21 protein-coding genes and 1 pseudogene are annotated in these 26728 nt (G+C 35.7%); 5 read left to right on the forward strand and 17 right to left on the reverse strand.

All coding sequences use genetic code 11. The features are described from left to right. Positions 1-515: 515 nt before the first annotated feature. From M2373_RS12630 to M2373_RS12660, 7 genes and pseudogenes are all read right to left on the reverse strand, one after another. A complete protein-coding gene (locus tag M2373_RS12630; RefSeq protein ID WP_123871778.1) occupies positions 516-1727 on the reverse strand; it encodes a GIY-YIG nuclease family protein in 1212 nt (403 codons plus the stop codon). After that, the gene (locus M2373_RS12635; RefSeq protein WP_123871779.1) at positions 1720-3681 is read right to left on the reverse strand and encodes a DEAD/DEAH box helicase; all 1962 of its coding nucleotides are present in this window, start codon (positions 3679-3681) and stop codon (positions 1720-1722) included. Before M2373_RS12635 ends, M2373_RS12630 begins: the two co-directional genes overlap by 8 nt. A 3-nt stretch (positions 3682-3684) precedes the next feature. Continuing rightward, a pseudogene (locus M2373_RS12640) lies at positions 3685-4696 on the reverse strand (virulence RhuM family protein). A gap of 1 nt (position 4697) precedes the next feature. Then, positions 4698-7400, reverse strand: a complete 2703-nt coding sequence (locus M2373_RS12645; RefSeq protein WP_259111239.1) for a DNA methyltransferase — start codon at positions 7398-7400, stop codon at positions 4698-4700. Next, positions 7400-7606: a helix-turn-helix domain-containing protein gene (locus M2373_RS12650; protein ID WP_259111241.1), complete on the reverse strand. Its 207-nt coding sequence runs from the start codon at positions 7604-7606 to the stop codon at positions 7400-7402. The genes M2373_RS12645 and M2373_RS12650 overlap by 1 nt, the downstream gene beginning before the upstream one ends. Before the next feature lie 218 nt (positions 7607-7824). After that, entirely contained in the window at positions 7825-8136 is a 312-nt protein-coding gene (locus tag M2373_RS12655; RefSeq protein ID WP_228459660.1) for a hypothetical protein, read from the reverse strand. Between the two features lie 310 nt (positions 8137-8446). Beyond that, the gene (locus M2373_RS12660) at positions 8447-8896 is read right to left on the reverse strand and encodes a suppressor of fused domain protein (RefSeq protein ID WP_259111246.1); all 450 of its coding nucleotides are present in this window, start codon (positions 8894-8896) and stop codon (positions 8447-8449) included. Between the two features lie 97 nt (positions 8897-8993). Between M2373_RS12660 and M2373_RS12665 the strand changes: the two genes are divergently transcribed. Both M2373_RS12665 and M2373_RS12670 read left to right on the forward strand, forming a co-directional pair. Beyond that, positions 8994-9272 carry a transposase gene (locus M2373_RS12665; RefSeq protein WP_145331133.1) on the forward strand — a complete coding sequence of 93 codons (279 nt, stop codon included), beginning with the start codon at positions 8994-8996 and terminating at the stop codon, positions 9270-9272. 23 nt (positions 9273-9295) lie between these two features. Beyond that, positions 9296-10111 (forward strand): IS3 family transposase, encoded by an 816-nt coding sequence (locus M2373_RS12670; RefSeq protein WP_259111252.1) that lies wholly within the window; start codon positions 9296-9298, stop codon positions 10109-10111. 332 nt (positions 10112-10443) lie between these two features. On the opposite strand, the gene M2373_RS12675 is transcribed toward M2373_RS12670, so the two are convergent. The 7 genes from M2373_RS12675 to M2373_RS12705 all read right to left on the reverse strand — a co-directional run bounded on the left by M2373_RS12675 (position 10444) and on the right by M2373_RS12705 (position 18834). Beyond that, positions 10444-11001: a T6SS immunity protein Tdi1 domain-containing protein gene (locus tag M2373_RS12675; RefSeq protein ID WP_123871782.1), complete on the reverse strand. Its 558-nt coding sequence runs from the start codon at positions 10999-11001 to the stop codon at positions 10444-10446. A 200-nt stretch (positions 11002-11201) separates the two neighbouring features. Continuing rightward, entirely contained in the window at positions 11202-11759 is a 558-nt protein-coding gene (locus tag M2373_RS12680; protein ID WP_123871783.1) for a T6SS immunity protein Tdi1 domain-containing protein, read from the reverse strand. Between the two features lie 42 nt (positions 11760-11801). Next, a complete protein-coding gene (locus tag M2373_RS12685) occupies positions 11802-13373 on the reverse strand; it encodes a polymorphic toxin type 15 domain-containing protein (protein WP_123871784.1) in 1572 nt (523 codons plus the stop codon). 7 nt (positions 13374-13380) lie between these two features. Beyond that, positions 13381-13662, reverse strand: coding sequence for a hypothetical protein (locus M2373_RS12690; protein ID WP_123861430.1), 282 nt, complete (start codon positions 13660-13662; stop codon positions 13381-13383). Continuing rightward, the gene (locus tag M2373_RS12695) at positions 13659-14480 is read right to left on the reverse strand and encodes a hypothetical protein (protein WP_123871785.1); all 822 of its coding nucleotides are present in this window, start codon (positions 14478-14480) and stop codon (positions 13659-13661) included. Before M2373_RS12695 ends, M2373_RS12690 begins: the two co-directional genes overlap by 4 nt. 2 nt (positions 14481-14482) lie before the next feature. Then, positions 14483-16648, reverse strand: a complete 2166-nt coding sequence (locus tag M2373_RS12700) for a type VI secretion system Vgr family protein (RefSeq protein ID WP_123871786.1) — start codon at positions 16646-16648, stop codon at positions 14483-14485. A gap of 443 nt (positions 16649-17091) precedes the next feature. Next, on the reverse strand, positions 17092-18834 hold the full coding sequence (locus M2373_RS12705) for a helix-turn-helix domain-containing protein (RefSeq protein ID WP_259111263.1): 1743 nt from the start codon (positions 18832-18834) through the stop codon (positions 17092-17094). Positions 18835-19084: 250 nt separating this feature from the next. Here M2373_RS12705 and M2373_RS12710 point away from each other — a divergent pair, with 250 nt between their 5' ends. The 3 genes from M2373_RS12710 (at position 19085) to M2373_RS12715 (ending at position 20194) form a co-directional block, all read left to right on the forward strand. Continuing rightward, positions 19085-19324: a hypothetical protein gene (locus M2373_RS12710; protein WP_123871788.1), complete on the forward strand. Its 240-nt coding sequence runs from the start codon at positions 19085-19087 to the stop codon at positions 19322-19324. A gap of 60 nt (positions 19325-19384) precedes the next feature. Further along, complete coding sequence (locus M2373_RS22585) at positions 19385-19831, forward strand: MauE/DoxX family redox-associated membrane protein (protein WP_409013204.1); 447 nt, start codon at positions 19385-19387, stop codon at positions 19829-19831. A 102-nt stretch (positions 19832-19933) separates the two neighbouring features. Further along, positions 19934-20194 (forward strand): hypothetical protein, encoded by a 261-nt coding sequence (locus tag M2373_RS12715; RefSeq protein ID WP_123871789.1) that lies wholly within the window; start codon positions 19934-19936, stop codon positions 20192-20194. A 56-nt stretch (positions 20195-20250) separates the two neighbouring features. Here M2373_RS12715 and M2373_RS12720 read toward each other — a convergent pair whose 3' ends face one another. From M2373_RS12720 to M2373_RS12730, 3 genes are read right to left on the reverse strand one after another with little or no spacing between them, the layout of a single operon-like run. Further along, a complete protein-coding gene (locus M2373_RS12720; protein WP_123871790.1) occupies positions 20251-21696 on the reverse strand; it encodes a TlpA disulfide reductase family protein in 1446 nt (481 codons plus the stop codon). Between the two features lie 26 nt (positions 21697-21722). Then, complete coding sequence (locus M2373_RS12725) at positions 21723-23084, reverse strand: RagB/SusD family nutrient uptake outer membrane protein (RefSeq protein WP_123871791.1); 1362 nt, start codon at positions 23082-23084, stop codon at positions 21723-21725. A 10-nt stretch (positions 23085-23094) separates the two neighbouring features. Then, complete coding sequence (locus M2373_RS12730) at positions 23095-26625, reverse strand: SusC/RagA family TonB-linked outer membrane protein (RefSeq protein ID WP_259111269.1); 3531 nt, start codon at positions 26623-26625, stop codon at positions 23095-23097. Between the last annotated feature and the right edge of the window lie 103 nt (positions 26626-26728).

Genomic DNA, 26728 nt, shown 5'->3' on the forward strand with positions numbered 1-26728 from the left:
TTATTTTGGTTTGTTTTCTTCTAACAACTAAATTCTGTTTATCAATTTATATTTTTTTCTAATTCTTTTATCAAAAGCCATTCCCACAAATTTGCCATGATTTTTAAAAAAAATCTATTTATAAAAGGGACTATTTTTAAAGTTTATAAACAATAAAAGCACCGACGGGTACTTTTTAAATTTCATTTAATGCTATGATTTTATATTTATCCAGCCTTCAAAAAATAAATTCTTAGGTATATTTTAGGCATTAATTTTATTTTAAAGTTTTCAGAAAAAAGCTGTATCGGTTGAATACTAATCTTTTATAGAGATAATCAAAGAAGTCAGGTAACGATTTGGTAACGGTGCTTATTGCTTTGCTTTTCAATGTGTTTCCGCTAGCTCACAACAAATATAAATAATTTTAAGTGTTATTTCACAATATCTAAATTCTAATTGCTTTAACAACGTCAGCTTGTTTACGAACTGACGTTGCATAATTAATAGAAAGCACTGTTCTTATTTTTTTACTTTTATTTCAATTTAATCTTTTTCTCAGCAGGGTCGTATTCGTAGTTTACTATATTTTCATTTAAAATCAATTGAATTGTTTCTTCGATTACTTCAAAAGGAACTACAAACCATTCTCTCGGATTTAGTCTTTGTCCTTTTTCATTAAACAAGTCAATGTCTAAACAAGCTTTTGCAAAAAATCTATGCAAAAGACCTTCTAGTTTGTCAGCATTTCTATTATAAACTTTGTAAGTCGCAATTTTCTGTACATCCGCAAATAAATAGGTCGCTTCATTTTTTGCATTTTTTATTCTCTCATCTACTGAATTTCTGGCAAAACCAACTTTATATAAGTCTTTAATGTTTGCTATTTGAGTGTTGCTTGATTTTGATTTCAGTACATAAATCCAACCTGATTGTACATCTTCTTCCTTTACAAGTCCTGTATTGACAAATAAGTCTTGTTCGATTTTCTCATAAGTATTGGTAATCAATTTTCCGTTTTTTTGGATTTGCTTACCTAAGGAACGAAAAAGCATATTGCTGTAAGTTCCATTTTCAAAAATTGTTCTCGTACGCCCTTCTGTGCGAACTCTGTTTCCTGAACCTAATTCTTTTTCTTCTGTTTTCAAATTCGCAGATTCTAAGTACAAAAGAATGCCATCCATTAAATAAAAATCGCCTACGTGAAGATTTTTTTCAATGTTTTTAAACGGCTTTATCTTTCTTTTTCCTTCTTTGATTTCCTTATGTACTTTGAAAAACATTGCTTCATACTTCTCAAACTCTTTTTCTTTAATTGGCTTCCTTTGTGCAACAAAATCTGCATCAGCTCTCTCTTCTGGTTTTGGTGTGTGTTTGAATTTGAAAATGTCCAAATCCTTATCTGAATCTAATAAGCCAAGTTCATCATCTTCATTCAGAATATCATCAATTGTTGTTTTTTCCAATTCAACGTATCCCAATAAGTTATGCTTGTCAAATGGTTTTAGAATCTTCTTTTGAGATTCATTTTCTCTAAAGTTTTTCAATTTTGCCATCAAACCATATTCAGACATACTTGACTTATTTGGTTCTCTTTTGTTCTTATCAAAGAATCTGTTTATTTCTTCAAAGGAATCAATAAGTCTTTCTTCATCTGTTTTCACAGAAGAAGTTTTGGCTTTAGAATCTAACAAGCCAAAATCGTCATCATCAAAAATATCGTCTATAGTTAATTTCTTTTTAGCCATTTGCCAATGCTTTTTTACGTTTTAGTTCTCTCAAAAAAACTAGTGCTTCTGCCATTCTTTTCTCCTTATGGTCAAACGCTTGAATGTTTGGTTGTTCTCCATTATTATTCTTAACCCATTCTTTTATTTTTGGCCATAACAAAATCGCTTCTTCTTCGGTCATTTCAAATTTAGTAGACTGAATATGCTCGTCAATCAATTTTAAAACTTGGGTAGTTACCGATTTTGATAAAATTTCAAAAGCTTTTTGAAAAGGATTTACTTGGTCTATCAAGTCTATATGAATATCATCAATGTTTACAAAACTACCTGCCATTCTTATAAACTTCTTATCGCCTTGTTCTTCAATAGTACTATTTTTTATAACAGAATCAACAACTACGTGTTGTCTAACTGCTTCAATATCATCATCACTTAAGTCAGGATAAATTTCTCGAATGATTTTAGGGATTAGAACTGTATTAATAACCTCCGGTTCAACATTCCCCGGCATTGCTTTAAGCATCTGAGGATTCTGTAATAACTTTGCTTTTAAGTCATTCAGATCTGTTTCAATGATGTCTTTGGCTCTTTGTGAAGTGGGTAATTTAAAACCCCTAATTTTGATAGTTTTCTCATCATCTTCGTCTTCATCATCCTCATCTTTTTTTAGTTTGAACTTGAAGTTTGGGGCTAAAACTTGTTCCATAAGCAGAGATGCGGTAATGGCTTTTAACATATTGTTTACAGACAATTTCACATCATCATCTTGAGCATCAGGCTGAGCAATGAGGTTGGTAAATTGTGCGTGAGATTTGTTATTACTGTCTCTCGTAGCTCTACCTATAATCTGAATAATTTCTGTCAGTGAACCTCTATAACCTATTGTTAGAGCGTGTTGGCAATAAGGCCAATCAAAGCCTTCTTTTGCCATTCCTAAAGCAATAATAATATCAATGTCATCTACCGATTTCACTTCACGTAAATATCCACTTATTTTATCCCTCGATTTTGGATTGTCTTGAACTAAGTCTGCAACTTTTAAAATCTTGCCTGTTTTGTGACTTTTTATGTATATCACTCCCGTGATTTCGTCTTGATATTCTATTGTTCCCAAAACATCAATAATATGGTCAACTTCATCGTGTTTAAGCTTTGAAGATTCGGCAGAGTTTACACTCGGAATATGAATAATGGTTTTTTGATTCTCATCTAATATTTCTGCTAAGGCAGAAATTCCTGTTTCAGGATTTTTTTTGAAATATCTACCTGTATAAAAATGATAGCCAATCCCTAATGACTTTAAAAACTCATAACCGTTTAATTGTTGGTAATAAGTATAAGTTACTTTCGTAAATTTCGCTTCATCTTCTGGCATTAAAACTGGTACACTATCACCTCTAAAGTATGAACCTGTCATAGCAACAATATGAGCACTGGAATTTGCCATAATGCTTTTTAACACTTGCCCTAAGATATTGTCACCTTCTGCTGATACGTGATGAAATTCATCAATAGCAACCAAAGTATCATCCAACTTTTTCACGTCCAAACCATCAAATGCAAAACGCAAAGTGGCGTGTGTACACACTAAAATTTGTTCGTCAGATTCTAAAAAGTTTAAGAATGCCGTTACTTTGTTTTTCTCTTCGCCTGGCGTACATAGGTTGTATCTTGGATTGGGATTCCAATCGGCAAAAAAACCGTATTTTTTTAGTTCTGTTGTGCCAAAAGATGCTCCAATGGATTTTTCAGGAACAGCAACAATTACTTTTTTAATGCCTTGATGTTGCAATTTATCCAAGGCAATAAACATTAAAGCCCTCGATTTACCAGATGCTGGCGGTGCTTTAAGTAATAAGTATTGAGCAGTTCTCCCTTCGTATGCTTTTTCCTGCATTTCCCGCATACCTAAACGATTGGTACTTTTGCTTTTTCCTGTTTGGTCGTATGTTACGTGTACTATATTTGGCATTGGTTATTTCTTTTTCTTGTCTACTAATTTTCTCATTTCCTTATCAAAATCGGAAATATAATTTTGGTCTTGAATCACACGGAATTTATCATACTCACTTTCGGCTTTTAGCTTTGCTTCCAACATTGATATTTTGCCGTTGTCTTTCAAAATAGGATAATCTGCCAATTCCAAAAATTGGACTAAAAAGTTATCCCAATCCTTCATATTCATTACCTATCTGTTCCTTGCTCGGTTTTCTGCTAAGTCTAAGTAAGAAGTAACTATTCTTTCTAACGCTTTTAAATGTTCTACGTTCAAATAATTACATCACTTTTTAAAATCTTTCCGTCTGGGGCTTGTTTCCAAGTTTTTAAGCCCATATAAATCTTGGTAGCATCTGCTTCTGTATAATAATCTCGGCAGCCGTTTTCCCAGTTATTGCCCAATGTAGTTTGTTTTGAACCGAAGCAAAAAAGTGTTGGGTTATTTCCGATTTGTTGTCATAGTCAGCAGAAAGAGCGTAGATGTCTGTAATTTTTTGATATAAACGCCTTTCACTTAATCGAATCTCACGGATTCGCTCCAACATTTCTTCGAAATAATCTTCTCCAAAATGTTTGATTTGTTTCAATCGCTCATCATCCATAGCAAAACCTTTGATGATGTATTCGTGCAAAATTTCAGTCGCCCATTTTCTAAATTCAATGGCTCTTTGGGAGTTTACCCTGTAACCAACCGCTGTTATGGCTCTTAAATTATAGTATTTGGTTTTATAGGTTTTGCCGTCTTCGGCAGTGTGTCGGAAATCCCGACATACTGAAGCTTCATCCAATTCGGCATCTCCAAATATTTTTTTGAGGTGTTCGGTTATGGTTGAACGTCCTTTCTCAAAGAGTTCAGCTATTGTTTTTTGAGTTGACCAAAGCGTTTTGTTTTGATAAAAAACATCTATATTTACTTTACCATTTTCAGTTTTAAAAATAACAAAGTTGTTTATAGGCTGTAAATCGTTATTTTGATTTTCTTTGCTCATTTCACTGTCTTTTTTTCGTTTTCTTCTGCTTCGCAAAAAGCGTGTCTTTCTGCAACATTTCTTCGTACTGTCTAAACAAGTATTCCAAACGCTCGGTGTCGTTTTTGAAAGGTTGCAAACGGTAACATTGTTCTATAGCAGTATCTAATTCTTGATGTGCTTGTAGCAAACCTTTGGGCATTGTGGTTGGATTATACAGTTGTGACATTGTTTTGCTGGGATGTTTGGCTCGCTCATCTAATATGGCAAATACATAAAGGTTTAAATTTTCCTTTTGCTTGTTTGTAATGTCTGGAAACGGAAAGGTGTTGAAGCATATTGAAGAGGAGAATATATAGTCTGTTTTGAATCTTCCTCCAACTGCTTTTACCCAAACTAGCATCATTGTTGATGAAATTATACCAAACATATAAGGATCAAAATCATACACAGCTTGAGCTGTATTTGAAACTATATGATTTTCATCAAGAATTCCACACGGAATATAATTTCTTCTTACTGAAGTAATTGTTGGGACAATGATTACTTCTTTTTTAAAATAACGTACTTCACCAAATTTATGTGGAGATGAAGCTAACTTGTTGGTCGCTGACTTTGTACTATTTAATCGCATTATGGTAACAGCATCAAATCTTCTTTTAATTTCATCACAAGAAAAAATATTTTCTAAGTCATTATCATTTACCCATAAACAGTATTTACTATCCCCATCAATAAACTCTTTTGTTCCAACAAATGGTTTGATAATTTCCTTTGAGCTTGAACACTTTTCAATCAAATCATCTTTCTCTTTTTGAGACAACAAGAGATTCCCGCCATCTGTTGGCTGACTACCTTTCATCATGATTGGAAGTGATGAAATTGGTTTACTTCTTTTTGTTACAATAATATTTTTGGTGTCAGTCAAATAAGGATTTATATTTTTTACACTTTGCTTTAGATTTTGATTGTAAAGGAATTTCTCTGTACCGTCAATATTTCTTACTCCAATTATTACTACTGCGACTCCTGCATTTCCTTTGGCGTTGTTGGTCCATTTAAAAGATTGGTGTGCAAAGTCAATTTCTTGTCCTTTACTTAAAACTAATGGCCACAATAAGGCTACTTGTTCCCCTTGCGTTATGGAATTGGTCGTTACAAAAGCATATTTAGCTTTTGTATTCTGGATGTAATTGGTTCCCTTATAAAACCAACACGCTATGTAATCAAGTTTTTTATAGTTATTTACTCGTGAAAAGACAATTTTCATATCCTCCTTTTGAGTTTCGTCTTGTCGGCTATAACCCAAATAAGGTGGATTCCCAATCACATACACTTCGTCTGTTGAAGAAATTGGGCATACTTCATTCCAATCTCTTCTCGTAGCATTACCTTGTTTTATTTGCCCTGCTTCTTTTAATGGTAATATAGGTTTCGATTTTCCGTAATCAAACAATCGTTCTTCAAACACTTTGTTCATTTGGTGTTCTGCCAACCAAAGTGAGAGTATTGCCATTTCGTGGGCAAAGTCATCTATTTCAATGCCATAAAATTGTGAAAGCTGTATTTCAGTCCACTTTATAGTAGGACTTTGTCCTTCTAAATCTGTAATTTTCTCTAAAATATTGATTTCTAAAAGGCGTATTTCTTTGTAGGTAATAATCAAGAAATTTCCACTACCACAAGCAGGGTCAAAGAATTTGATTTTGGAAATTCTTTTGATGAGTGTTCTTAAATGGTTTACTGTGGTCGCATTTTCATACGCTTCGTAGAGTTCATCAAGAAAGAGAGGTTTAATTAGTTTTAAGATATTTTCTACAGAAGTGTAATGCATTCCTAAATCGCTTCGATATTCAGGAATTACTACTGCTTGTATCATTGACCCAAAAATATCAGGGTTAATATCTTTCCATTGTAATTCACCTAACTCAAGAAGCGTTTTTCTTGCTTTTGTGGTAAACAGGGGTGAGTTTATTTTTTGATTAAACAATCCTCCATTTACATAAGGGAATTTGGCTAAAAAATCTGGATAATCTTTTCCGCTTTCGCTATCTAAACGGGCAAACAAATCATCTAAAAACGTATGAGTGTCTCTTCCGTTTTCGGCAGTATGCTGAGCTAGTGTATTGGTAAAAATGCTGTCTTGATCAAATATCTCGGTATCTTCTGCAAAAAAACAAAACAACAAACGGGACAAGAAGATATTGAGGTTGTGAATACTTTCTTTTGAATTGTAGATACTCGGATTTTCATCAATCAACAAATCATACAAAGAAGCCATTTTGTAAGATGCGTTTCTGTCTGCTTCATTATTGTTGGAAGCGTTATAAACTTCGCTACCTGCTAATGGCAAAAAGAAATCAAAGTAATTGGGTAGCTCTTTTAATTGAATATCTAAGTTTTTACCTAATTTCAAGTCTTTAGCAACTATTTGTTTATTGTCGGTAAGAATTGCAAATCTAGGTTGATGTTTTAGGATTCTTTCTTCTTTTGCAACCTCTTCAATACTACTCAGCAGTTTGTTAGATGCTTCAATTTTAAAGAATATTTTCTTTTTGTATAGTATTTCTCCATCAACTTTGGATAAATTGTAGTCTCCTTTTTTTAGTCGTGTTACAGATGTTTTAGAAATGCCGTATGCAACCAGCAACTCAAAGACAAATTCTTCTTTTGAGAAGTTGTCAATCAGATTCTCAACGTTATGCTTTATTTCAGTTGATTTCATTAGTTATTTTGTTCAGGTTTGTTAGAAACTAGCAATTCTTTCACGTCTATGTCTAAAACATCCGCTATCTCCATTAAGGTTTCCAATCTCGGTTGTTGCCTGTTCTGAGCATAAGCGTTTACCATATTGTAGCTTTTTCCGAGTTTTTCAGCCAACCAAGTTTGCTTAATTCCCTTTTGTTCCAACACTTCCTTAATTCTGTTCATTGTAATTCGGTTTTGTACCTTTTAAAAGGTCTCATTGAATTGCTTTGCTTATTTCAAACGTTAATTTGTCTGTCGCTAAATTAGTAAAATTATTTAATGGTATCTCGAAAAACTGTGTATATAATGTGGTTATTTTGTTTAGCTATAGGAGGAAAGGGCTAAACCTATCATTGGCTTTTATGATGACGCAAAATGAACAAGAAAACAGAACAAGTCGATTATCTTTTTTGACGAGGATATTGCTTCTTTTTCTTCATACGGTTAGCAAACTGTTCTTCCTCGTAGTCCACGCCCTGTGTGTCTGACAATAAGTTGAACAATCCCAAATCGATACTTTGCGAATGTTCCTGTGGGATAAACTCAAAAAGGTCTTTTGTTGGCAAATCATCTATTGTATACGTTTTGGAAACAGGGCTATTCTGTATTTTCAGTTCAGGTTTGTTTCCGTTGTTCCACCAATCGTTAAATACATTTGCCGATAGGTTTCTATCCAAAGCTGAACCGTTCCAAACGCTACGGCTTCGGGGCATTCTTTTTAAGGTAGAAAAGCACCTTAAATGTTGATTTTTTTGTCGTTTCCATACTCACAATTCTTAATGATAAAATTAAACTTATGTGAGCCACGGAACAACATGAAAAATTGCGCAAAAATCTGAAATACAACATTTTGAATCGATTGTTTGCGATGTTTAAAAGTAACGTTTTAGTAACCTTACTTTTGCCAATCGTTGCTTTTTCCTGCTTTTTACCACATTACCAAAAAATCATAAAACGGCTGTAAAGCCTTTATTTACAACCGTTTTTCCTGTTTTCAATCTTTGATGTATATTTACTGAAAATTTATTTTAAAATCGATTTTCTGTTAATGTCAAAAATATCAATTTCATTTTCTTCTAACAATGTCTCTAAAGCATCGGAACCTTTTTGCTTAAATAATTCAAACTCAAGTTCTGATATCGGGATAGCAAGAAGGAAATGGACTTCTTCATTTTGTACCATAAAATCTTCAAGTTTATCCTCCCACAAATACGGTGTAGTAAAATAAACATGTTTCATTTCAGAAGTAGGGTAATACATTTCAACAAGTTTTTCAAAAACCACCCCTTCAGAAACCTTCCATTGATCTTTAATGCAAAAAAAAGCACTTGTGCTCAAAATATTCCCAACTTTATCTTGCGCCGAATATCCTGAAATCATTAATTCGTACTTTTTATCCCCTAAAGAATAGTCAGACAATCCTATTGTAGCATAAAAAAAAACATTTTTATCTAAAGGATCGGGACATTCCATAATGAAAATGGCATTCTCACCAGTATCATCTATGCTGCTCCCCTAAAACTAGACATAAATTTAAGGTATGAAATAAATAGATTAAATTAGCAATATTATGTCACGTACACGGAGAACATTTAGTAAAGATTTTAAGAGCAGAGTTGTATTGGAGTCACTCAGAGAGAAGGATACGATAGAGGTTTTAGCGAAGAAATATGAGTTGTTGCCGACTCAGATTTCGGCATGGAAAGCAGAAGCCATCCGGAATATGAGCAAAGTTTTTTCAAAGGATACAGGAGATTCCAAAGATAGCAATATACCGACGGAAAAGCTCTTTGCTCGTATTGGAGAATTAAGCCTAGAAAACGAATTTCTAAAAAAAAAGCTTTACTAATTCCTTTATCGGAGCGTTTGACTATGGTCAGCAAAAAAGATGTATTAAGCTTTAACAAGCAGTGCAATGCGCTTGGATTGAACCGTAGCACGCTTTATTATAGGAAAAAAGACAAATCAGAGCAGGATAAGGCTATAGAGTTGTTCATGCAGGAGCAATATGTCAGGACGCCATTTTATGGTTACCGAAAGCTTACGGTACTTTTACGGGAGGCGGGTTTTCAGATCAATTCAAAACGTGTTAGGAGACTGATGAAAGTAATCAACTGGCGTACGATTTACCGCGAACCAAGCACCACCGTTGTAAACAAGGCGCATAAAAAATATCCTTATTTATTGAAGGGGCTGGAAATCGATAGAAAAAATCAAGTCTGGGCAACCGATATTACGTATATACCTATGAAAAAGGGGTTTATGTATCTATCGGCGATCATTGACCTGAAGACGAGATATGTCTTAAATTGGGATATCAGCAATACAATGAGTGCGGAATGGTGTACAGATCTATTGAAAGAGACCTTGCATATGCATGGTAAACCGGAGATATTCAATACCGATCAAGGTAGTCAATACACGAGTGACCTGCACACCAAAGAACTGTTAGATAACGATATATCTATCAGTATGGATGGAAAAGGCAGGGCCTTGGATAATATTTTTGTTGAAAGATTATGGCGGTCTGTAAAATATGAAAACGTATATTTACAGGCCTACGATAGTCCAAGGTCTCTCCGTGCTGGGTTACGGTCTTACTTTGAATTCTACAATCAGGAACGCTTCCATCAGGGAATAAACTATAATACTCCGCAAAGCATGTATTTGCAAGCGGATGCGGCATAAAAATAGAATAACTTTTTTAGGCTTTCAAGAGCCAAAAAGTTATTTCCATTTTCAGCCCTAAAACAGAAAATACTATATAAAAATTAGAAATTTCTGTCTAAACAAACGGGCGCAGCTTAATCTCCATATTTAATGACTTTTGGTTCTGTACCTATTAATGGGGAAAGCTTTTTATATAATTCCTTTTGTCTTTCTGTTGGTTTCATCTATAAAAGCATTTTAAAAAATAACTATCAAATATTAGGGTTTCAGCTGGCAAAATGTAATAAAAAAGCTACCTAAGAGGCAGCTTCCATTATATCACTAATACCTATTTAAGAGTATTTGTCTTTTTATTCGATCTTGCCTAAAGCTTGTGCAACGATGGATAAATGCTCTCTTAATTTAACTTTTTGTAAATTTTCTACTTTTTCCGGTCCCCCGAGCCCTAGAATAGGCACGTAACCATAACATTCATCTGATTCAACTTTTCCAAGTCTTTCTTTCGCTGGTTCGTAATTATCTAATAATAATTCTTGAGAGAAATATTCCCAATCAGTCATTATCGAATTGAACAAAACATTAACTTTTCTTCCAATCACCTTTGAAACGCCATGACGGATGTCAATATAAATCACACTTCCACCCTCATACGAATATAATCCCCCAAAAGCATCCCTAGCAAAACAAATTGATGGTTCGTGGACAGGAACATAAATTTCCTTTAAAATAGGATCAAATTGCACCGGATCAACTACCCAAAAAAAACTATCCATATAACTTCCTGCACCGTTCGAAATAAAACTGAAAAGCTCATCCGGTAAAAAGCTTTTTACTTGTTCAAGGTGATCATTTGGCAACTCGACTTTATGCTCAATATTTCCGTATTCTTCAATAAATTTTTCAAACATGAAATCTTTTTTACTATAACAAATATGATCATTTAAGCCTACTACGGTAAAGTTCGACGTTTAAATATGACTTTAGCACTTTTATCCGCATACAAATTATCCACATCATGCATCGTTTCTGTCTTGTAAACTTACAATGCCAAAATAAAGCCGACAATTTAGCGGCTTGTATGTTTTAATTATGTGGAATCGTGAATTTCTTACTCAATTTTACCCACAGTCTGTGCTATCAGAGAAATGTGTACTTTTAAATTAACTTTATCCAAATTTTCAGATTTTTCAGCACCTCCTAATCCCAGTAATGGAACGTAGCCAAACGATTCCTCAAAATTTAAATCACCTAGTCTTTTTTTGGCCGCTACAAAATTCTTCCCTGAAAGATCCGAATCAATATAAGATGAATCTGTTAAATCTTCAAATAAATATTTTAATCCTGATTCTAATACTTTAGATATCCCGTGCCGATAATCTAGTAAAACAGTATGACTATTCTCCCAAATAATCAAGTCTGACAAACCAGTTGCAAACATAACAATCGGATTTTGATAGACCGGGCTATAAGAATCATCTAGAATATTAGCAAATTCATCAGGATTTACAACTTTTAAATAGCCGTCCATAAAAGATCCAAAACCATACTCTTTCCAGAAAGTAATTAGCACTTCTGGTAAATGATTCTGATACTTTTCAATGGTTTCATTCGTAGGTTTTTCCTGTATTGTGTAATCAGGATACTGTTTAAAAAATTCTTCAAACATATTTAATATTTTGCTTTTACAAATATAACTATTTCCAATGAGTTACGGGTATAAATGAACATTCAAATAAGTACTTTTCCTCTCTGCCTCAGACATTTTTTCTGCCGCATCTCTGACACTTTTATCCAATTCGTCTATCCGTGTTTTCCATTGACTTCCAAGACTGGAATTAACTCTCTTATCACCTAGACCAGTAACTTTATCACCAAAGCCACCAGCAATCTGATCAGGGTCATGCAGTGCTGCCTTATCCTGCATAAATTCATCAGCTTTCTTCTTCGCTTCCTCTCTGGTGAAGCCTTGATCTCTAAATTCTCTCACCTTATTGCTATGTGCTTCCTCTCTAAATCTTTTCTGAGCTGCACTACCTTCTGCTGATCTTCCATTTTTTAAATATTCATCCCTATTCTTCAAAAAATCGTCTACACTTAGTTTATTTAAACCTTCTTGTTGTCCTTTTAATTGTCGGATGAACTCATCTAAATCATGCTCTAGATTTTTTAAAAATGGATTTGTTAACTTAAATTTGGGTAGCATACTTCTTGTCACTACAGCTGCTATATCATCCGCTTCTTTCTTTGCTAATTGCTCTAAGGTTTCTGCTATACCCCTTTTTGCACCAGCTTCCAATGCTTCTTTACCCGCTTTTTCAGCTCCAGCCTCGGCAACTTCCTTTACAGTTTTTTCAACAACGACTTCTGCACCTTCTTTTAATGCTGTCTTACCTGCGGTAGCTGCCACCGAGCCACCAGCAGTGTACACAGCTGCAACAGCATCTGGTATAAATTCTCCAACTGTAGTACCGATCTTCCGAGGATTTTTAGCGATCCATTCGCCCGTATCCTGAGCTCCCTTGACAATATCATTTCCAAGCTTGTCCCAATTCTCTTCCTTGGAAGCCCAATCCCATGTTGAATTTGCTGCTTTTTCTAGATTCCCCGGTGTCGTACTCCATTTGTATGCCTCATTAAGTCCTTTAGTAGTCGCCTCATACCCCTCTTTCACCATTCCTCCTAAAGCTTCGGCAGTACCTACCGGGTCTTGCCCAACCTGATAGATTACTTCCCCAAGCCCGACTACTCCATTCACCGCCCCTTCAACTAATCCCGTTCCAAGATCATCAAACCAATCCTTAGCCCCTGCAATAGGTTTCATCCAGTCAGGAATCATCTTATCCCTTTCAGCTCGATTTTCTTTTGTTTTTTGTTCAAGCCAGTCAAATCCTTCTTTGATGTAATCGCTGGGCATCTTCCCTTCTCCTATACCATAAGCAACGGCGGAAGCCCTATCAAAAAATATACTGATCTTACCTCCAAAAATACAATTGCAGGTAGAATCTTCTAGAAGCATCCTGTTTCCATTAATTTTTACACCATCCTTCGGATTATCCCATTGCAAGGTAGTAGGTAAACAGGTTACACCCGTAGCCCATTTTGCAGGACAGGTACAAAGTCCCATTGGTTTAAGGTGAAAGAAAGGCAACTTATCTGCTTCGGTTGCCATTGGCACCGCATAAATAGTCGTATTTTTGTTAAAGCTAACCCGTAATGTCGATGGGCTCGTTCCTTTATCGCAGGCGAGAAAAGCACCCTCTGGCACATACTTTTTTGCCATGATCCACTTATTTATAATTAACGTTCTTAACGCAGGTGCAGATTTCTACCAATTTGGTTTTTCTAAAAATCCGCTCCAATTCACTTAGGTTTTCTTTCGACTCCAAGACCGTGAAATCAGGAATCTTTAATATTTCCGATACCAGACAACCTGATAAACGTTTAATCTTTACGTTGTCGGCATAGATATCGAGACAGTTTAGTTCTGCTAGTTTATCGGCATCCTTACTGCTCAGTAGTATAAAGTATCGGTCATTTTGAAAGACAAGATCCTCTATCTTAAAAATCATATTGCTTTTAAAATATTTCTTTCTTCACGGTACAGCGTACCGGGAATTTCAGCTATACTCATGCACATACTCTGTTCAGACCAAGGCCATTCATCCAAACGGTATCTCTCGATGTAACCTAACTGTAGCTGTGTAGGAACACGTGGCCTATTTTTCAGAATCCTGATCATGGCAGTAACTTTCTCCTGTTCAAACTTTTCATCGTCAATTGTCCCTTGAACTTCAATTTGGATTTTACCATCTTCTAATTCTGTAAGTGTCTCCACGGTATTAATAGGAATCATTTTTGCCGCCAAAAAATTGGGAAGTTCACGATATCCAATTGTCTCCTCGTCTTTTTTTAACTGATTTCCATGAATACCGGGGAATAGAAGAAGATACGGCTGTGCAAAACGCAAAGCATCCGATAAGTTGTCTGCGTTTTCCAAAAGTTCATTAATACCTGTGATAAAAATATCTTTGTGCGCATCTTTCTTATGTACTTTTACAAGCTCAGGTTTAATTTTTTCCCATTTCCGGCGTATATCTTCCATATTTAAGATAGTATCTAATTGCCCTTTTTCATTTAGTGTAAAAATCAGTTCATTCCTAATCTCATGAATATCCCCCACCCAACTGTACAAGCCAGTGGCATTACTCTGCTTATAGTGGATGGTATTAATTTTAAATGTGGGAACTCCTTTACTCACGGACAATAACTTTACATCGAGACCAATTTCCAAATGATTTTCATTGCGTAAACCCTGAAATTGATAACGCTCTTCCCTGAGGAAAGCATACTTTCTTGTTTTCCCCACATCCTGAATATCGAACTCCATAATTATCCCTTATTAATTTCTACATCTGCCCCTGTAATATTGGTCGGCCCACTTGAATTGATCTTGGAAGATTTGCTATCAACAGCTAAGTCAGCATCGGTCTTGATATCCATGTTGCCATTACTATGAATAGTAAATGTTCCTGCTGTCGCATCGAAACTGATGTTTCCATTGGTAACTGTTCCAGTAATCCCCTTTTTGTCGATGACAATTTTATTTCCGCCAACCTGAAAGGTTATACTTGTCTTGCCGTCAAGCGTAATATTACCTGCTGCGTCCATATTTAAGAGAGATTGTGGCGGTGCATTTTTTTTACCGCCGACATTAATGGAACTATTGCTACCAGCATTAACACTATGGGCTGTTTTTGCATTTGTTGTGGCATTTCCCGCTCCGTCGAAATGCATGTTTGCTCCGCCCTGATCCTGTAGGTTCATAGAACCTGCACCATTATGAAATTTTAATTCTGCTCCACTTCTACCACTGAAACTCATTACATTATTCCCTTCACCACCACCTGCGCCAACTTTTCCATGAAACATGCCTCCCATAACAAATGGCCGATCGGGATGCAGATGGACAAAATTTACAATAACCTGATCCCCCACTTCTGGCACAGACATAAAGCCACGGTTTTTGCTGACCTTATCGCTACTACCCGCATCGGGAGACATTACACGGATAAATTCAGTTGAATCTTTTCCACGTTGCCAGTCCAGTTGCACCTGCACGCGCCCTTGATTGAGTGGATCTGTATTTGACATTACTTTCCCAAATTGTGGTTCCGCAGTGGGAACAACAAATTCCGGTCTTGGAATGAATCCTGTATCGGATGCAATTGCCTGAAATGAACCATAGTAGTAACCACGAGCATCAACTTCGTGCGTCACTTCAATAAGCATCAGTTTTGTAAAGTATGAAGTTTCGCTACTATCAGCTTTTCTCATCTCGATATCCGCTATACAGCCAGGATGAAGAAACGGAACCGTCGTATTTCCTGAGGTGACAAAAACTTCCGACGCTTTGCTCCCGGCAGTACCTTTCTGCGATGCGTCAATATCCATAAAGGTTGCAGCTTTTATAGGGGCAACACGTAAAGATGGTGTTTGAAAAGTCCGTTCAGAAATCTCATATGCTCTTTTGGCAATATCTGATTTATGGTCAATTTTGCTTTTTCCACCAGCGAACTTTTCATCTTTACTGCTGTTATAACCATAAAATGTTGGATTTACGTGCTGGGCTTTCATTTTGATTTTCACATCAGTCAGATTGCTGCCATAAGTAAGTACAACAGGTTTTTCCTGCGGTGGTAACTGTCCAAAATGAAGGACTTCACCATCATAGAAAAATTGTTCACCATAAGCTTCTGCCATTCTAGCCAGATAGTTATAATGTGTCTCCTCGTACTGACAACTATAGGGTACATTTCCGTAGCGGGAATCAACCCTGAAATCAAATTTGTCGGCGCCTAAGCCTTCTTTGATGACTTCACTTGCTATACTATTTAGACTGATAGGTTTTGATCCGCCGAAACTTTGGATATGTGGCGCCGCATCCAATAATATTGTGGGGCTATAGCCTGTCATGACAAGATTGCCCAGACTTCCTTTTTCCTGACTAAAACCTACTTCTGTAATAACTCCTACAAAATTTCTTTCAGGGCTATTATCTACATCTTTGTATTTAAAGACAATTGTTATTCTTTTTCCTAGAAAATTTTGCGCCTCTTCCAGATTGTGATTTTCCACTGCTCCTAAGGTATCGTGAGCAAGTGTAAGCTCAAACTCATGGTGCTTCACAGCGCTTTGGGTAAGTTTAAAGTGCTTAAAATATTTGATTTCTTTTCCATCGACAAAAATATCGAGCTTCACTACCCTATTGATACCTGCAATTGCATTTTCAGGAATCCCTGCTGCATTAAATATTTTGGAAGTAGGCTGTTTTGCCCAAACTTTTTCCTTGAGAGTGGTGGGGACATTTGGTAATAATGGCTGATTCAGAAACTGCCGCCCCGTGTCGGTTATATTTTTTGCTTGTTTAAGATACTCTTTTTGTGGACCCGGAATTTTAGTAACGTCATCTAAATTGACGTCACTTAACGAATCCAAAACGTTTTTCTTGGATGAATCTATTCCTTTACTGGAGAGATTATCTTCTTGTTGAAACATGATAACATAATTTTTTTCGGTTGTGTTATTTAAAAAGGTTTATCACCGAGCGGTGAATTCAATTACCAAAGCTACAAATTAATAAGCATGTAGTACTTTCACAAGGCTATCATAATAGAGATCTGATAATGGTACGAAAAGAAATTCCGTGGGTCGAAATTACTCTTTAAGTATTAAGATACGCGAACTATTGTTGGGTTGTATTCATTCTTTTTCATAAGCATTTTAATGATTTTGGTTTTGCAATATAATACCTTACAACTTCACGGCAAAATGATTTTGACATTATTTTAAAAATTGTCGTAATTCTACTAATCAGAGTTTTACATGTAAATTTTATGAAATAATGAACTTCAATCCGAGAAAAAGAATGCAAAAAAAATATTTAAATTACCCCACCATACTTATTTCACTATTTCTTCAGTTGTAAACCGCAGACGGATTTATTGGGAAACTGCTTCAATGGCAAGATTCTGATCCAGATCTAAATCATATTTACGTCTTTTTATGAAATCTGCTGGTCCTATTCCATTGATTTCTTTGAAAAGTTTCGAAAAATGATTTCTTGAGCCCATGCCACATTCTTCCGCAAGTGTTTCGATCTTATATTTTCGGTATTCCGGGTCATTATAGAGTTTATCAGTTATATATTTGATCCTTAAATCTATGAGGTATTTAGTGAAATTCATGCCTTTGTATTCGTTCACGATCTGTGACAGATAGAAATGATTAGTATCAAATTTATCCGCCAATTTATGCTGTGTAATCCCATTCTCCCTAAACCCTCCCTTATCCTCAAAGTCCTGTAATTTATGCAGTATTTCTTCTATAACTTTTGGGTCAATTTCAAGTTTATTGCCATCTTGCTTTTCTTCTATTTTAATTGCCATATTAGCGCTATCTCTAGCTTTGATCTTTTGCTCCAGAATGTCATATTTCTTTCGGATTCTTTTTTCTCTTCGTTTATAAAACAGCATGGTAGCAGCTAAAGTGACTGCGACTGTTCCTAATCCCCATTGGGCCACTCTGTCTCTTATGGATTTATCTTCAAGTCGCTTCTTATCTTCTTTCAGTAAACGTGTATCATACTCCTTGCTTATCTTTTTGGACAGATAATTGAAATCTCTGAATAAGACGCTATCTACTTTTAAAAGCTGATTGGTATAATATAATTGCTTCTCTATGCCATTATTTGCTTTGTAATGATCAATCAAAAGTTCATAGGTATCCCGAACTTCGGGAACAATGAAACCATGCTTCTGAAAAATGGAATCGACTTTTTCAAAGTTTCTTAAAGCATGGGGTTCATCCCCCAATTCAAGATAGGATTTCCCCAAATATGAATAGTTTACAGCTAACCATGAAAAATCATTAATTTTCGAAAGTGCTACTGATGAAGCGATAAGTGAGGCGATAGCAGTTGAAAATTCCTTCTTCCGAAACTCGGAAATTCCTTTCTCTTTTATAAAATATCCCGATTCCTGCCTATGTTCGCGGGTAGAACCGATTTCTGTAAGTCCAATGCTAACAATAGAATCGGCTAGTGAAAATTTTCCCATATTTCGATAACAAATAGCCATCTGATGAAGACTATTATAGTTACCTCTCCTAGAATCGTATAGAATATTAGGATCTTGCTGTTTCTTTAGCTCTGACGCAAAATGGTTCCGTGTCTTTATAAAAATGGGCAATGCCTCATCGTAGTGGCCTATATAGCTTTTGACAACTCCGATCAGATAATTTAGCCGGTTCTGATAATAGGGATCTGTATCTTTTGGAGCATACTGAACTGCTATAAGAAACTCATTTAATGCCAATTGGTATTTTTTAAAATGGAAATAGTAAACAACTCCCTTTTCGAGGTATGCAGAACTTACTAACGCCTGTTTGCGGGATAATTTGGCGGCAATGATTGTACTGTCTGCAAATTTAAGTTTTTCAGTACGATCAGCAGAGAATTCGACACCGTCTGCATATCCCTGATACAATTTATCATAATCCTTATCCTTTTTTGCTTCAGCAATGTACTTACGTATGAATGGAAGTGCCCTGAAATCATTCTCTGAGAACACTTCATAATTTTTCCTTATATAATAATACTTACTGTACTCCTCTTGCTGGGCACAGAGAAATTCACAGTGCAACAAACATAAAACAATTATGATATGAAAAGAGGAGAATTTCATAGGTCAAGTTTATATAAAATTAGTAAAAATCGCCAAACCATTATTTATCAAAAACAAAAAACTGCAACATACCATAAAAACATTTTAAAACCCTGATTATCAAATTTATAACAATGCTCAATTTGAACAATTTGCGCATTCAAATTGTTCAACGGGCGCACTAAACAGTTTTTCCGTCTTCCAATGCCCTCTACCTTCGCTCTTGAATTCGAAATAACCGGCCGGGATAATTCTTAAAATTTTTAACAAAATGAAAACTATTATCTCAACAATATTAATCATCGCAGGAGCGGTCATTTTACACTCCTGTCGAGAATCCGAAATAGAGGAACCGTTAGAACTGGGAAAACTGAATATTGTCAACTCAAAAACGGAAATGTCAAAAAATAGCGATACAATTCAAGCAGGAGTCGTTTCCAACGACGACACTGATGAAACGATCAAAGACCCACCGATCAGACATGGTGGCCAATGGAAAACCTCTAAATAATACTCGATTTAAACTGTGTGTGAAATAACTTTTCAACGTAAATCACAAAATACTCAAACCATGCGAACGAAAAACTTGATAGCCGAAACAATTATATTCTTACTCCTACTCATGTGGGCATATACATTTGTCAGTAAGGTCCTTGATTTTGACACTTTCAGAAGGCAGATCAATGGTGCATATCTATTATCGTCTTTTGCATTACCGCTGCCTTACTTTTTACAACTACTGCATTTGTCACTTGTGATACTGCTGCTGAAGAAGTCGTGGAGGAAAATAGGACTTATAACCTCGCTATCTGTCCTGCTGTTATATACAGGATATCTCATCTACATCTTAAAGTTTGCGCCAAGCATACCATGTTCATGTATTTCGCTTTATAGGGGGTTGAACTGGAATGATCAACTGTGGATTAATCTTGCGGTGCTGACGCTAAATATCATTGGTCTGATCATGTTTTCGTATAAAAGCCCACCACACAGTAGTCATGTTCAGACCACGTACTAAATTTAAAACTAATAACCAAAACAGGGGAAGCCGAAAACCTGAAACCCAGAGTAGGCAAAAAACTAAAGTTTAGCTTTTTGATTTATAAAAGCACCAAACATCATGAAATCACTTAGAATTACCTTAGGAGTTGCAGCAATTGCACTAGGTACGTTTACAGCATTTTCATTTGCTCCGGCAAACACAGTGAACGAAGACGAAACAGGAATTTTTTACGTAAATCCAGATGGATCTATGGGTGATGCCTATAATCCGCAACTACATCCATGCGATCCAGGTCCACAAACTTGCGCACGAGAATATGATTTGGAAACTGAGTTACCTACTGGACAAAATGTAATACAAGGAGTTAAGAGACAATAATGATAATTCCTTTGTATAAAAAAGGAAGCTTGCTTCGCACGCTTCCTTTTAAATTTCTACTTTAAGCACTTCTTTATGTACTCCTTGAAACCATCTGGGTCTTTTCCTGGATGAGGAGGAATCCCAACTATCCTACCTTGTTTATCCAAAACGATTAATGTGGGATATGCACCAACTTTTGCGAATTTTATAATAGGATGATCATATCTCCTACCCTCTGTGTAAAGCTGTAATGCACTTTTTATGGAAAAAATGCCTATTCCACGTTTCCAAACGGGTATTTTTTGATCCACACTAATTGAGACAAACTGAATTTTTTCATGCTTTAAAGAAGGTTCAATCTTTTTAAGTTCAGAAACCATCGTTTTACAGGCTCCGCAACCAGTAAACCAAAAGTCCAAAATAACGACTTTTCCTTTTAACTCTTTTAAACTATGATACACACCATTTGTATCTGGCAAGTTAAAATTATAAAAAGGCTTTCCATGTTGTAGCACATCTTCTAGTGTCTTATATTCATTGAGAACATTCTGAAAATGCGGATTATTTTTATTTACATTTGCTACATAAAATTTATAAATGTCTTTAGATTTCTGTCCGTACCAGTTCTCACGAAAGGTGCTAATCGCATTATCGGAAAGGAGATAGTCATTTACGTAGGATATATTTCCAAATTCTTTTTTAACCAAGGAGGCATATTCCAAAGGGTAGTTGTACCTAAATAAATCATATCTTGGACCCAATTGGTGCATATTAGATAAAGAAATATATGCAGGAAGCACGTGAAGCCCACCAAAATAATCTAGTGTTAAGCTATCAAGAAGTGGTGTGATTCTTTTCTTTTGTTTGATAAACTGATTAAATAATGTCGCAACAGAATCGTTATATTGTTGTATTGACTGCGACATTATTGCATCCAAAGTTTGATTAACCAGTTGAGCTTTTGCTAACCTAAAATCTCTGGTATTCTTTTTAGGATGTCTATTAAAAATTGAATCAATAATATCAAGTGATCTATCCACTTCCAGATATCTTTCTGTTATATTTTGTTTATGGTAAGGTTTTTTAGAAAATTTACTTGAAAACATTATTTTTGTAACTTCTTTTGTCATGAGTAATTTTTCCGCACCCTTACCGGTTATTTCCATATTATTTAATCCCGATTTATTATCCCGAAGGGTCAAGTTTAGACTGTCCCCAGGATTGACAATAATATTGAAAGTTCCTGGGACAAATAAAAGACCTCCGACCATATTTGAATAAATGCATACTGTTGTAGTTTCTTTCAGTGGAAAATCAAAATGGAAATTGCCGTCTTTTCTTTCCAAGACATACTCCTGTGCACTATATAAGGCAAATTTGCCATCAAAGATTGGAAACGATAATCGAATAACAGAATCTTTAAAATTTTCAAACTTTATATTTAGAACGGTTCTTTTTTGAGCAATGGAAAACTGTACCATAAGTAAATACAGCATAGTACTAAATAATATTTTTTTCATGATATGTATTAAGTTATGTTGACATATTAGTTCTTTTCTATGCCGTTATAATCGATAATATATTGGGGAATTGGAAATAGGTAACGTTTGTCATTGGGTGGGAGCGTATATACTTTATTACCAACAATTCTTGTCAATGTTTTCGCATAACGAGGATCTTTATTTAAACGTTTAAGATCTTGAAATCGAAGTCCTCTTTTCAATAATTCTTTTCTTCTTTCTTTCAATATTAAATCAAGCGCATCTAAATCTGAACTGGCCGACAACGGCAAGAATTTGCCTTTTATATATCTTTTAATAAGCAAAGTATTGAGCATTTCCATCGCTTTCACTTTATCTCCTAATCTGGCTGCACATTCTGCTCCAATGAGAAAAACTTCATCAGTCGCAGTACCCGATAGATTATTACCAATGGGAGCACCACGCCAAACGTTCTTCCCGTTTTGCTTTCTAAAATATAATAGTTTTCTAAGATCATTATTATCATAAAGATCATACAATTCGTCTGGTATTGAGGAATAGCTATTTCCTGAAGTACCATACCCTGTTGTCATTTCAATCATAATATGCACTTCTTTACTCTTTGACAGAATGGGGTAAGATTCTGAAGGATCAAATGTATTGTAATCATCAAGATAAGAATTTAGGTTTAGTGAATTCTGAGATGCATCAAATGCTTTTTTGTAATCATTCATATATAGATATGTCCTTGCAAGTAATGCATATGCTCCTGAATTTGTTATGTGAGTCGATGAAATCGCGTTTTGAGGTAATAATGTTGCAGCCAAACTTAGATCTTCCGCGATCCGCTGATAAGTTTGCTTTAAACTGCTCCTAAAAATTGGTTCATTGATATCATCATTTATTTTTAAAGGAATGCCAAGATCCGTATCAGCAGTATTGGCGTCATAATATTTACAAAAAGTCATTGCTAGGTTTAAAAATGCTTTTGATCTGTAATACAATGCAGAGCCTTTAATTCGGTCATATAACTCAATATTGCTTGATGTTCGCTTAATCTTTTCAAGTGCTTTTAATGTTACATTACAAGCTTGGATCTGGACATAAGGTAGCTCCCACTCTTCCTGGGTAGTACCATAACCTAATTTAGGAAACACATCTACTGTCCATGTTAGCAATTTACGTTCAAAATCTATCCACAACGAATTGTATTGTTCAAGAGTTACATCAAAATCGTCACAAGATACTTCCATTGCACCTCGGCCGTCGTAAAGAAATTGACTCGAATTCATAAGTAGACTCAAATCATTAAGTGTCGTAGGTATAATAAGTTTTATGTCTTGCTTTTCCTCAAGCCACTCTTTCGAACAAGAAAGCAGAAGAAATAGCAGAGTTAATGGCAACAATAGTTTTATTTTCTTTTTCATAGCAGTCTGATTAAAGGTTACAGTTAAGCCCCAAAGCAAAAGTCCTTACGGGTTTCGTTGTTGGAAAATCAGGGTCTAAATTTTCTTTGTTAGCTTTCCAAATCATGGCGACATTATTTACATAGCCAAAAAGACGTACGTTTTTAAGATGAAGCTTTTGTAATACTTTGGAATCAAGGTTGTAACTTAAGTTTATATCTTGAAGCCTAATATGATCACCTTTACATACCAATATTTCTGAATTAAGATAATATTGATCAGCGACGTTCACTCCCGGATAGACCATTGCTGGAACGGTCGTCGTCAGCTCATCTCCTGGTTTTTGCCACCTTCTATAATAATCGCCATGTGCATAATAATTGCTATAGAGAGAAGAGTACATTATAGAATTTCGTTTAAAATAGTACCCAAAACGATAAGTAATATTAAACGATAGGTTAAAGTTTTTGTAACTAACAGTATTCCGCAAAGCCCCAAAATATGGTGCTAATGCATTACCATGATATACAAGTCTATTCTCAGGATCCTCCGCCAGTTGTTGAGTTATCTGGGCATACTGTGTAGAAGGTTCGCCATCTAAGAAACCTCTAGCTTGACCTGTTTGCGGATCTAATCCTGCCCACGGATAAGAATAAATACCAAACAGCGATCTGCCAACAATGGGATTGTATAACGTTGCGTTTCTAATTATACTATTATCAGCGACAAAATTGGTAAGGCTAGTTGGTCGTTTATAAGCTGTTATTATGTCCTTAGCATAAGAAAAAATTGCCGTTGTTTTCCAACCAAAAGATTCTGTTTGAATATTTATAGAATTCAGTTCGATATCAATACCTTTACCTGTCATATTTGCTACATTCCCACGAAAAGATGCATATCCGGTAGTAGGATCTATATCTCCATTCCCTATAAGGTCTTTTCCTTTACGGTTAAAATATTCAATACTTCCAGAGAACCTATTGTCTTTTGAAGCGAAATCAACGCCGATATTAAACATCCGGTTACGCTCCCAACGAAGTTCATTATTTGGCGGCGTTACAAGATCCGCGTTTGGTAAATTATTGTATAAATTCCTTGAGAGACGGGCAGTTGTATATGCTGTTGTAGTTCTGTCAATGTTTCCACTATATCCGAAAGTCGATCGAAGGCTTAATTGCGAAAGCCATTCCAGATGATAAAAATCCTCTTTGTTAATATTCCATTTGACACCCGTAGACCATAAAGGGACAGACTTTTGATTGGTCTTCACTCCAAAAAGATTGGATTGGTCTATGCGGGCACTAGCAGAAACAACATAGCGGAGATCATAATTATAGGCTCCATTTAAATAGTATGAGCGGATTCGATCAACTGTACCAGAATAGTTATCAAAATTTGATATAGTAGCAGTGCCATTTCTTCCATATTGTGTAAAACGGGTTATATAATCGACTAAGATGCTCGAACCTACATTCGGGTCAAAACCATATTGCCTTGAACTGATTCCGTTAGAATTTGTTTCTCGAACTTCAAATCCAGCAATAGCATTAACCTGATGTTTGTTCCATTTTTGATCATAATTTAATTGAAACCTACCATTCAATGCATTAAGTTCTGTATTTGTATTATCAAGCCGTCCACCCAGTGGAATGTTACGGGTCAAAACCCCATTGTTAATGGTAGTAAATCTATTAATTTGATCACGCATCAAGTAACTGTCCTGATCATAATAGTTTTTTCGTCGACCCAACTGATTTTCGTATTGAAATCGTACTTCAGCAGAGAGAGCTGGAATAAAAGTGTACTTTATGGCTGTATTTAAGCGAAGTTCGGACTGTTTATATTTGTTGTTCTGATAATCCAATTCTTCCAATGGTACAAAATCCCAATTGAGCAGTCCAGCAGTAAGTGCTTTCTCTTTTAAAACATTACTTGCATCTTTAATTACCCGTACAGCATCCCCTTTGTCATCAACCAATCGTGCATACGGATACATTAATTCAGTACCCATATTGTTAAGCATTGAAATTACATTGGATGTAGATTGATTATTCTGGTTGTAAGCAAGACCCACAGAAATTTCCAGTTTTTCTATTGGACGGAAGACCTGATTACTGTTCAAGCTTATCCTGCTGAAGTCGCTGCCTTTTTCAGTATTTTGGTTTTTATCGAATCCTGCGGAAAAATAATAAGTGTATTTATTTGTTCCTCCATTAAAGTTTAGCGCATACTGCTGCTTGATGCTATTTCGATAGAGATACTTGCTCATGTCATCCCGTAGATGATTGTTTCGGAGTGCATCAATCTGGTTGGTGGCTTGCTGTTCCGTCAATATTCCGTTTTTCTGGTCATTCAAAATGCTGACCACAGGTGAATAAGGTCTATTAGCAGCAGTATTGCTGATAATCGTATTGTAGAAACCTTTTTCAAAAAGCATCTTTTCAATGTCAATGAAATCTGTTGGCTTTATTTGGGGGATGTAATTTAAATCAGGCTTCTGCCCGATCGTGACATTGCTCGTAAATCCTATGTTCATGGGCTGGTCTGCTCGTCCCTTTTTAGTCTTAATGACGATCACACCATTACCAGCACGAACTCCCCAGATTGAAGCGGCAGCTGCATCTTTTAAAATATCAATGTCGTCTATGTCGTTCGGATTGATATTGTTGATATCACCTTCATAAGGGAAATTGTCAACAACAATTAGGGGTTGATCGTTACCAAAGATCGTAGCCTGTCCCCTGATGGTTAGCTTTGGGCTACCTGACCTCTCATCAAATAGAATGGACGGCGCTATACCTTTCAGCCTGCTAATAACATCGGTTGAAACCTGCCTGTTAAAGGTGGCATTATCGACCTTGGAAAAAGACCCTGTTGCTCTTTCCTTTGGAATAGATTGATATCCACTGGCAACAACGGATACCTCATCAATAACATTGCTATTGGTTGTCAATGTTATCCGGTCAATGTATTTTGCTGATACCGACATTGGTGCATAGCCTAAAAAGCTGATCTTTAGCTCAGATTCAGCATACTCCGAAGGCAATTCAAAATTTCCGTTGTTATCGGAGTTCGTCACAAAGTTGCTGCCCTTAACCTGAATAGTCGCGCCAGCTAATGGATTGCCCTTTTCATCGACGATCTTTCCCTTTATGGTTTCCTTTTTTTTTGAATTGGAAGTATTCGATGTTTTCCGCTCCTGCAAAATGATAATGCCATCTGCAATTTCAAATGCGATCGGTTGGTTTGCGAAGAGTGTCCTTAATGTCTCTTCTAATGAAGCATTTTTCAGGTTTACAGTAATAGGCCCAACTTTTTTCAGTAGATCCTCATTGTAGACAAAATCATATTTGGTCGCTTTCCGAATTTCTGAAATTGCTTTTGACAAGGGCGCTTTCTGCAAGGAAAGGCTAATCTGTTGAGCCTGTAAAGCTGTACCGCTGGCAAGCAGTATAAAAAGTGCAGCACTCTTTATACCGTTTCGCAGAAGTTTTCTCCTGTGGGAAAACAGATCCACCCACAGCGGAATGTTTTTCTTGTTGGAAAAATCATGTTTTTTCATAGATTTGTGTAGGGTTAAAAAGTAATTTTCGTTGCTGGAAATTTATGATGTAGACCCGATCGCCGGAGTGCGCTAACACTCCGGCATATTTTCAGGCCAACAT

This window comes from Chryseobacterium sp. JUb7, from assembly GCF_024806495.1.
Lineage (GTDB): Bacteria > Bacteroidota > Bacteroidia > Flavobacteriales > Weeksellaceae > Chryseobacterium.

What these genes read in the sequence shown, in the direction of transcription:
- M2373_RS12630 (WP_123871778.1), bottom strand. Translation starts at nt 1,727, where the DNA reads ATGGCTAAAAAGAAATTAACTATAGACGATATTTTTGATGATGACGAT.
- M2373_RS12635 (WP_123871779.1), bottom strand. Translation starts at nt 3,681, where the DNA reads ATGCCAAATATAGTACACGTAACATACGACCAAACAGGAAAAAGCAAA.
- M2373_RS12645 (WP_259111239.1), bottom strand. Translation starts at nt 7,400, where the DNA reads ATGAAATCAACTGAAATAAAGCATAACGTTGAGAATCTGATTGACAAC.
- M2373_RS12650 (WP_259111241.1), bottom strand. Translation starts at nt 7,606, where the DNA reads ATGAACAGAATTAAGGAAGTGTTGGAACAAAAGGGAATTAAGCAAACT.
- M2373_RS12655 (WP_228459660.1), bottom strand. Translation starts at nt 8,136, where the DNA reads ATGCCCCGAAGCCGTAGCGTTTGGAACGGTTCAGCTTTGGATAGAAAC.
- M2373_RS12660 (WP_259111246.1), bottom strand. Translation starts at nt 8,896, where the DNA reads ATGGAATGTCCCGATCCTTTAGATAAAAATGTTTTTTTTTATGCTACA.
- M2373_RS12665 (WP_145331133.1), top strand. Translation starts at nt 8,994, where the DNA reads ATGTCACGTACACGGAGAACATTTAGTAAAGATTTTAAGAGCAGAGTT.
- M2373_RS12670 (WP_259111252.1), top strand. Translation starts at nt 9,296, where the DNA reads ATGGTCAGCAAAAAAGATGTATTAAGCTTTAACAAGCAGTGCAATGCG.
- M2373_RS12675 (WP_123871782.1), bottom strand. Translation starts at nt 11,001, where the DNA reads ATGTTTGAAAAATTTATTGAAGAATACGGAAATATTGAGCATAAAGTC.
- M2373_RS12680 (WP_123871783.1), bottom strand. Translation starts at nt 11,759, where the DNA reads ATGTTTGAAGAATTTTTTAAACAGTATCCTGATTACACAATACAGGAA.
- M2373_RS12685 (WP_123871784.1), bottom strand. Translation starts at nt 13,373, where the DNA reads ATGGCAAAAAAGTATGTGCCAGAGGGTGCTTTTCTCGCCTGCGATAAA.
- M2373_RS12690 (WP_123861430.1), bottom strand. Translation starts at nt 13,662, where the DNA reads ATGATTTTTAAGATAGAGGATCTTGTCTTTCAAAATGACCGATACTTT.
- M2373_RS12695 (WP_123871785.1), bottom strand. Translation starts at nt 14,480, where the DNA reads ATGGAGTTCGATATTCAGGATGTGGGGAAAACAAGAAAGTATGCTTTC.
- M2373_RS12700 (WP_123871786.1), bottom strand. Translation starts at nt 16,648, where the DNA reads ATGTTTCAACAAGAAGATAATCTCTCCAGTAAAGGAATAGATTCATCC.
- M2373_RS12705 (WP_259111263.1), bottom strand. Translation starts at nt 18,834, where the DNA reads ATGAAATTCTCCTCTTTTCATATCATAATTGTTTTATGTTTGTTGCAC.
- M2373_RS12710 (WP_123871788.1), top strand. Translation starts at nt 19,085, where the DNA reads ATGAAAACTATTATCTCAACAATATTAATCATCGCAGGAGCGGTCATT.
- M2373_RS22585 (WP_409013204.1), top strand. Translation starts at nt 19,385, where the DNA reads ATGCGAACGAAAAACTTGATAGCCGAAACAATTATATTCTTACTCCTA.
- M2373_RS12715 (WP_123871789.1), top strand. Translation starts at nt 19,934, where the DNA reads ATGAAATCACTTAGAATTACCTTAGGAGTTGCAGCAATTGCACTAGGT.
- M2373_RS12720 (WP_123871790.1), bottom strand. Translation starts at nt 21,696, where the DNA reads ATGAAAAAAATATTATTTAGTACTATGCTGTATTTACTTATGGTACAG.
- M2373_RS12725 (WP_123871791.1), bottom strand. Translation starts at nt 23,084, where the DNA reads ATGAAAAAGAAAATAAAACTATTGTTGCCATTAACTCTGCTATTTCTT.
- M2373_RS12730 (WP_259111269.1), bottom strand. Translation starts at nt 26,625, where the DNA reads ATGAAAAAACATGATTTTTCCAACAAGAAAAACATTCCGCTGTGGGTG.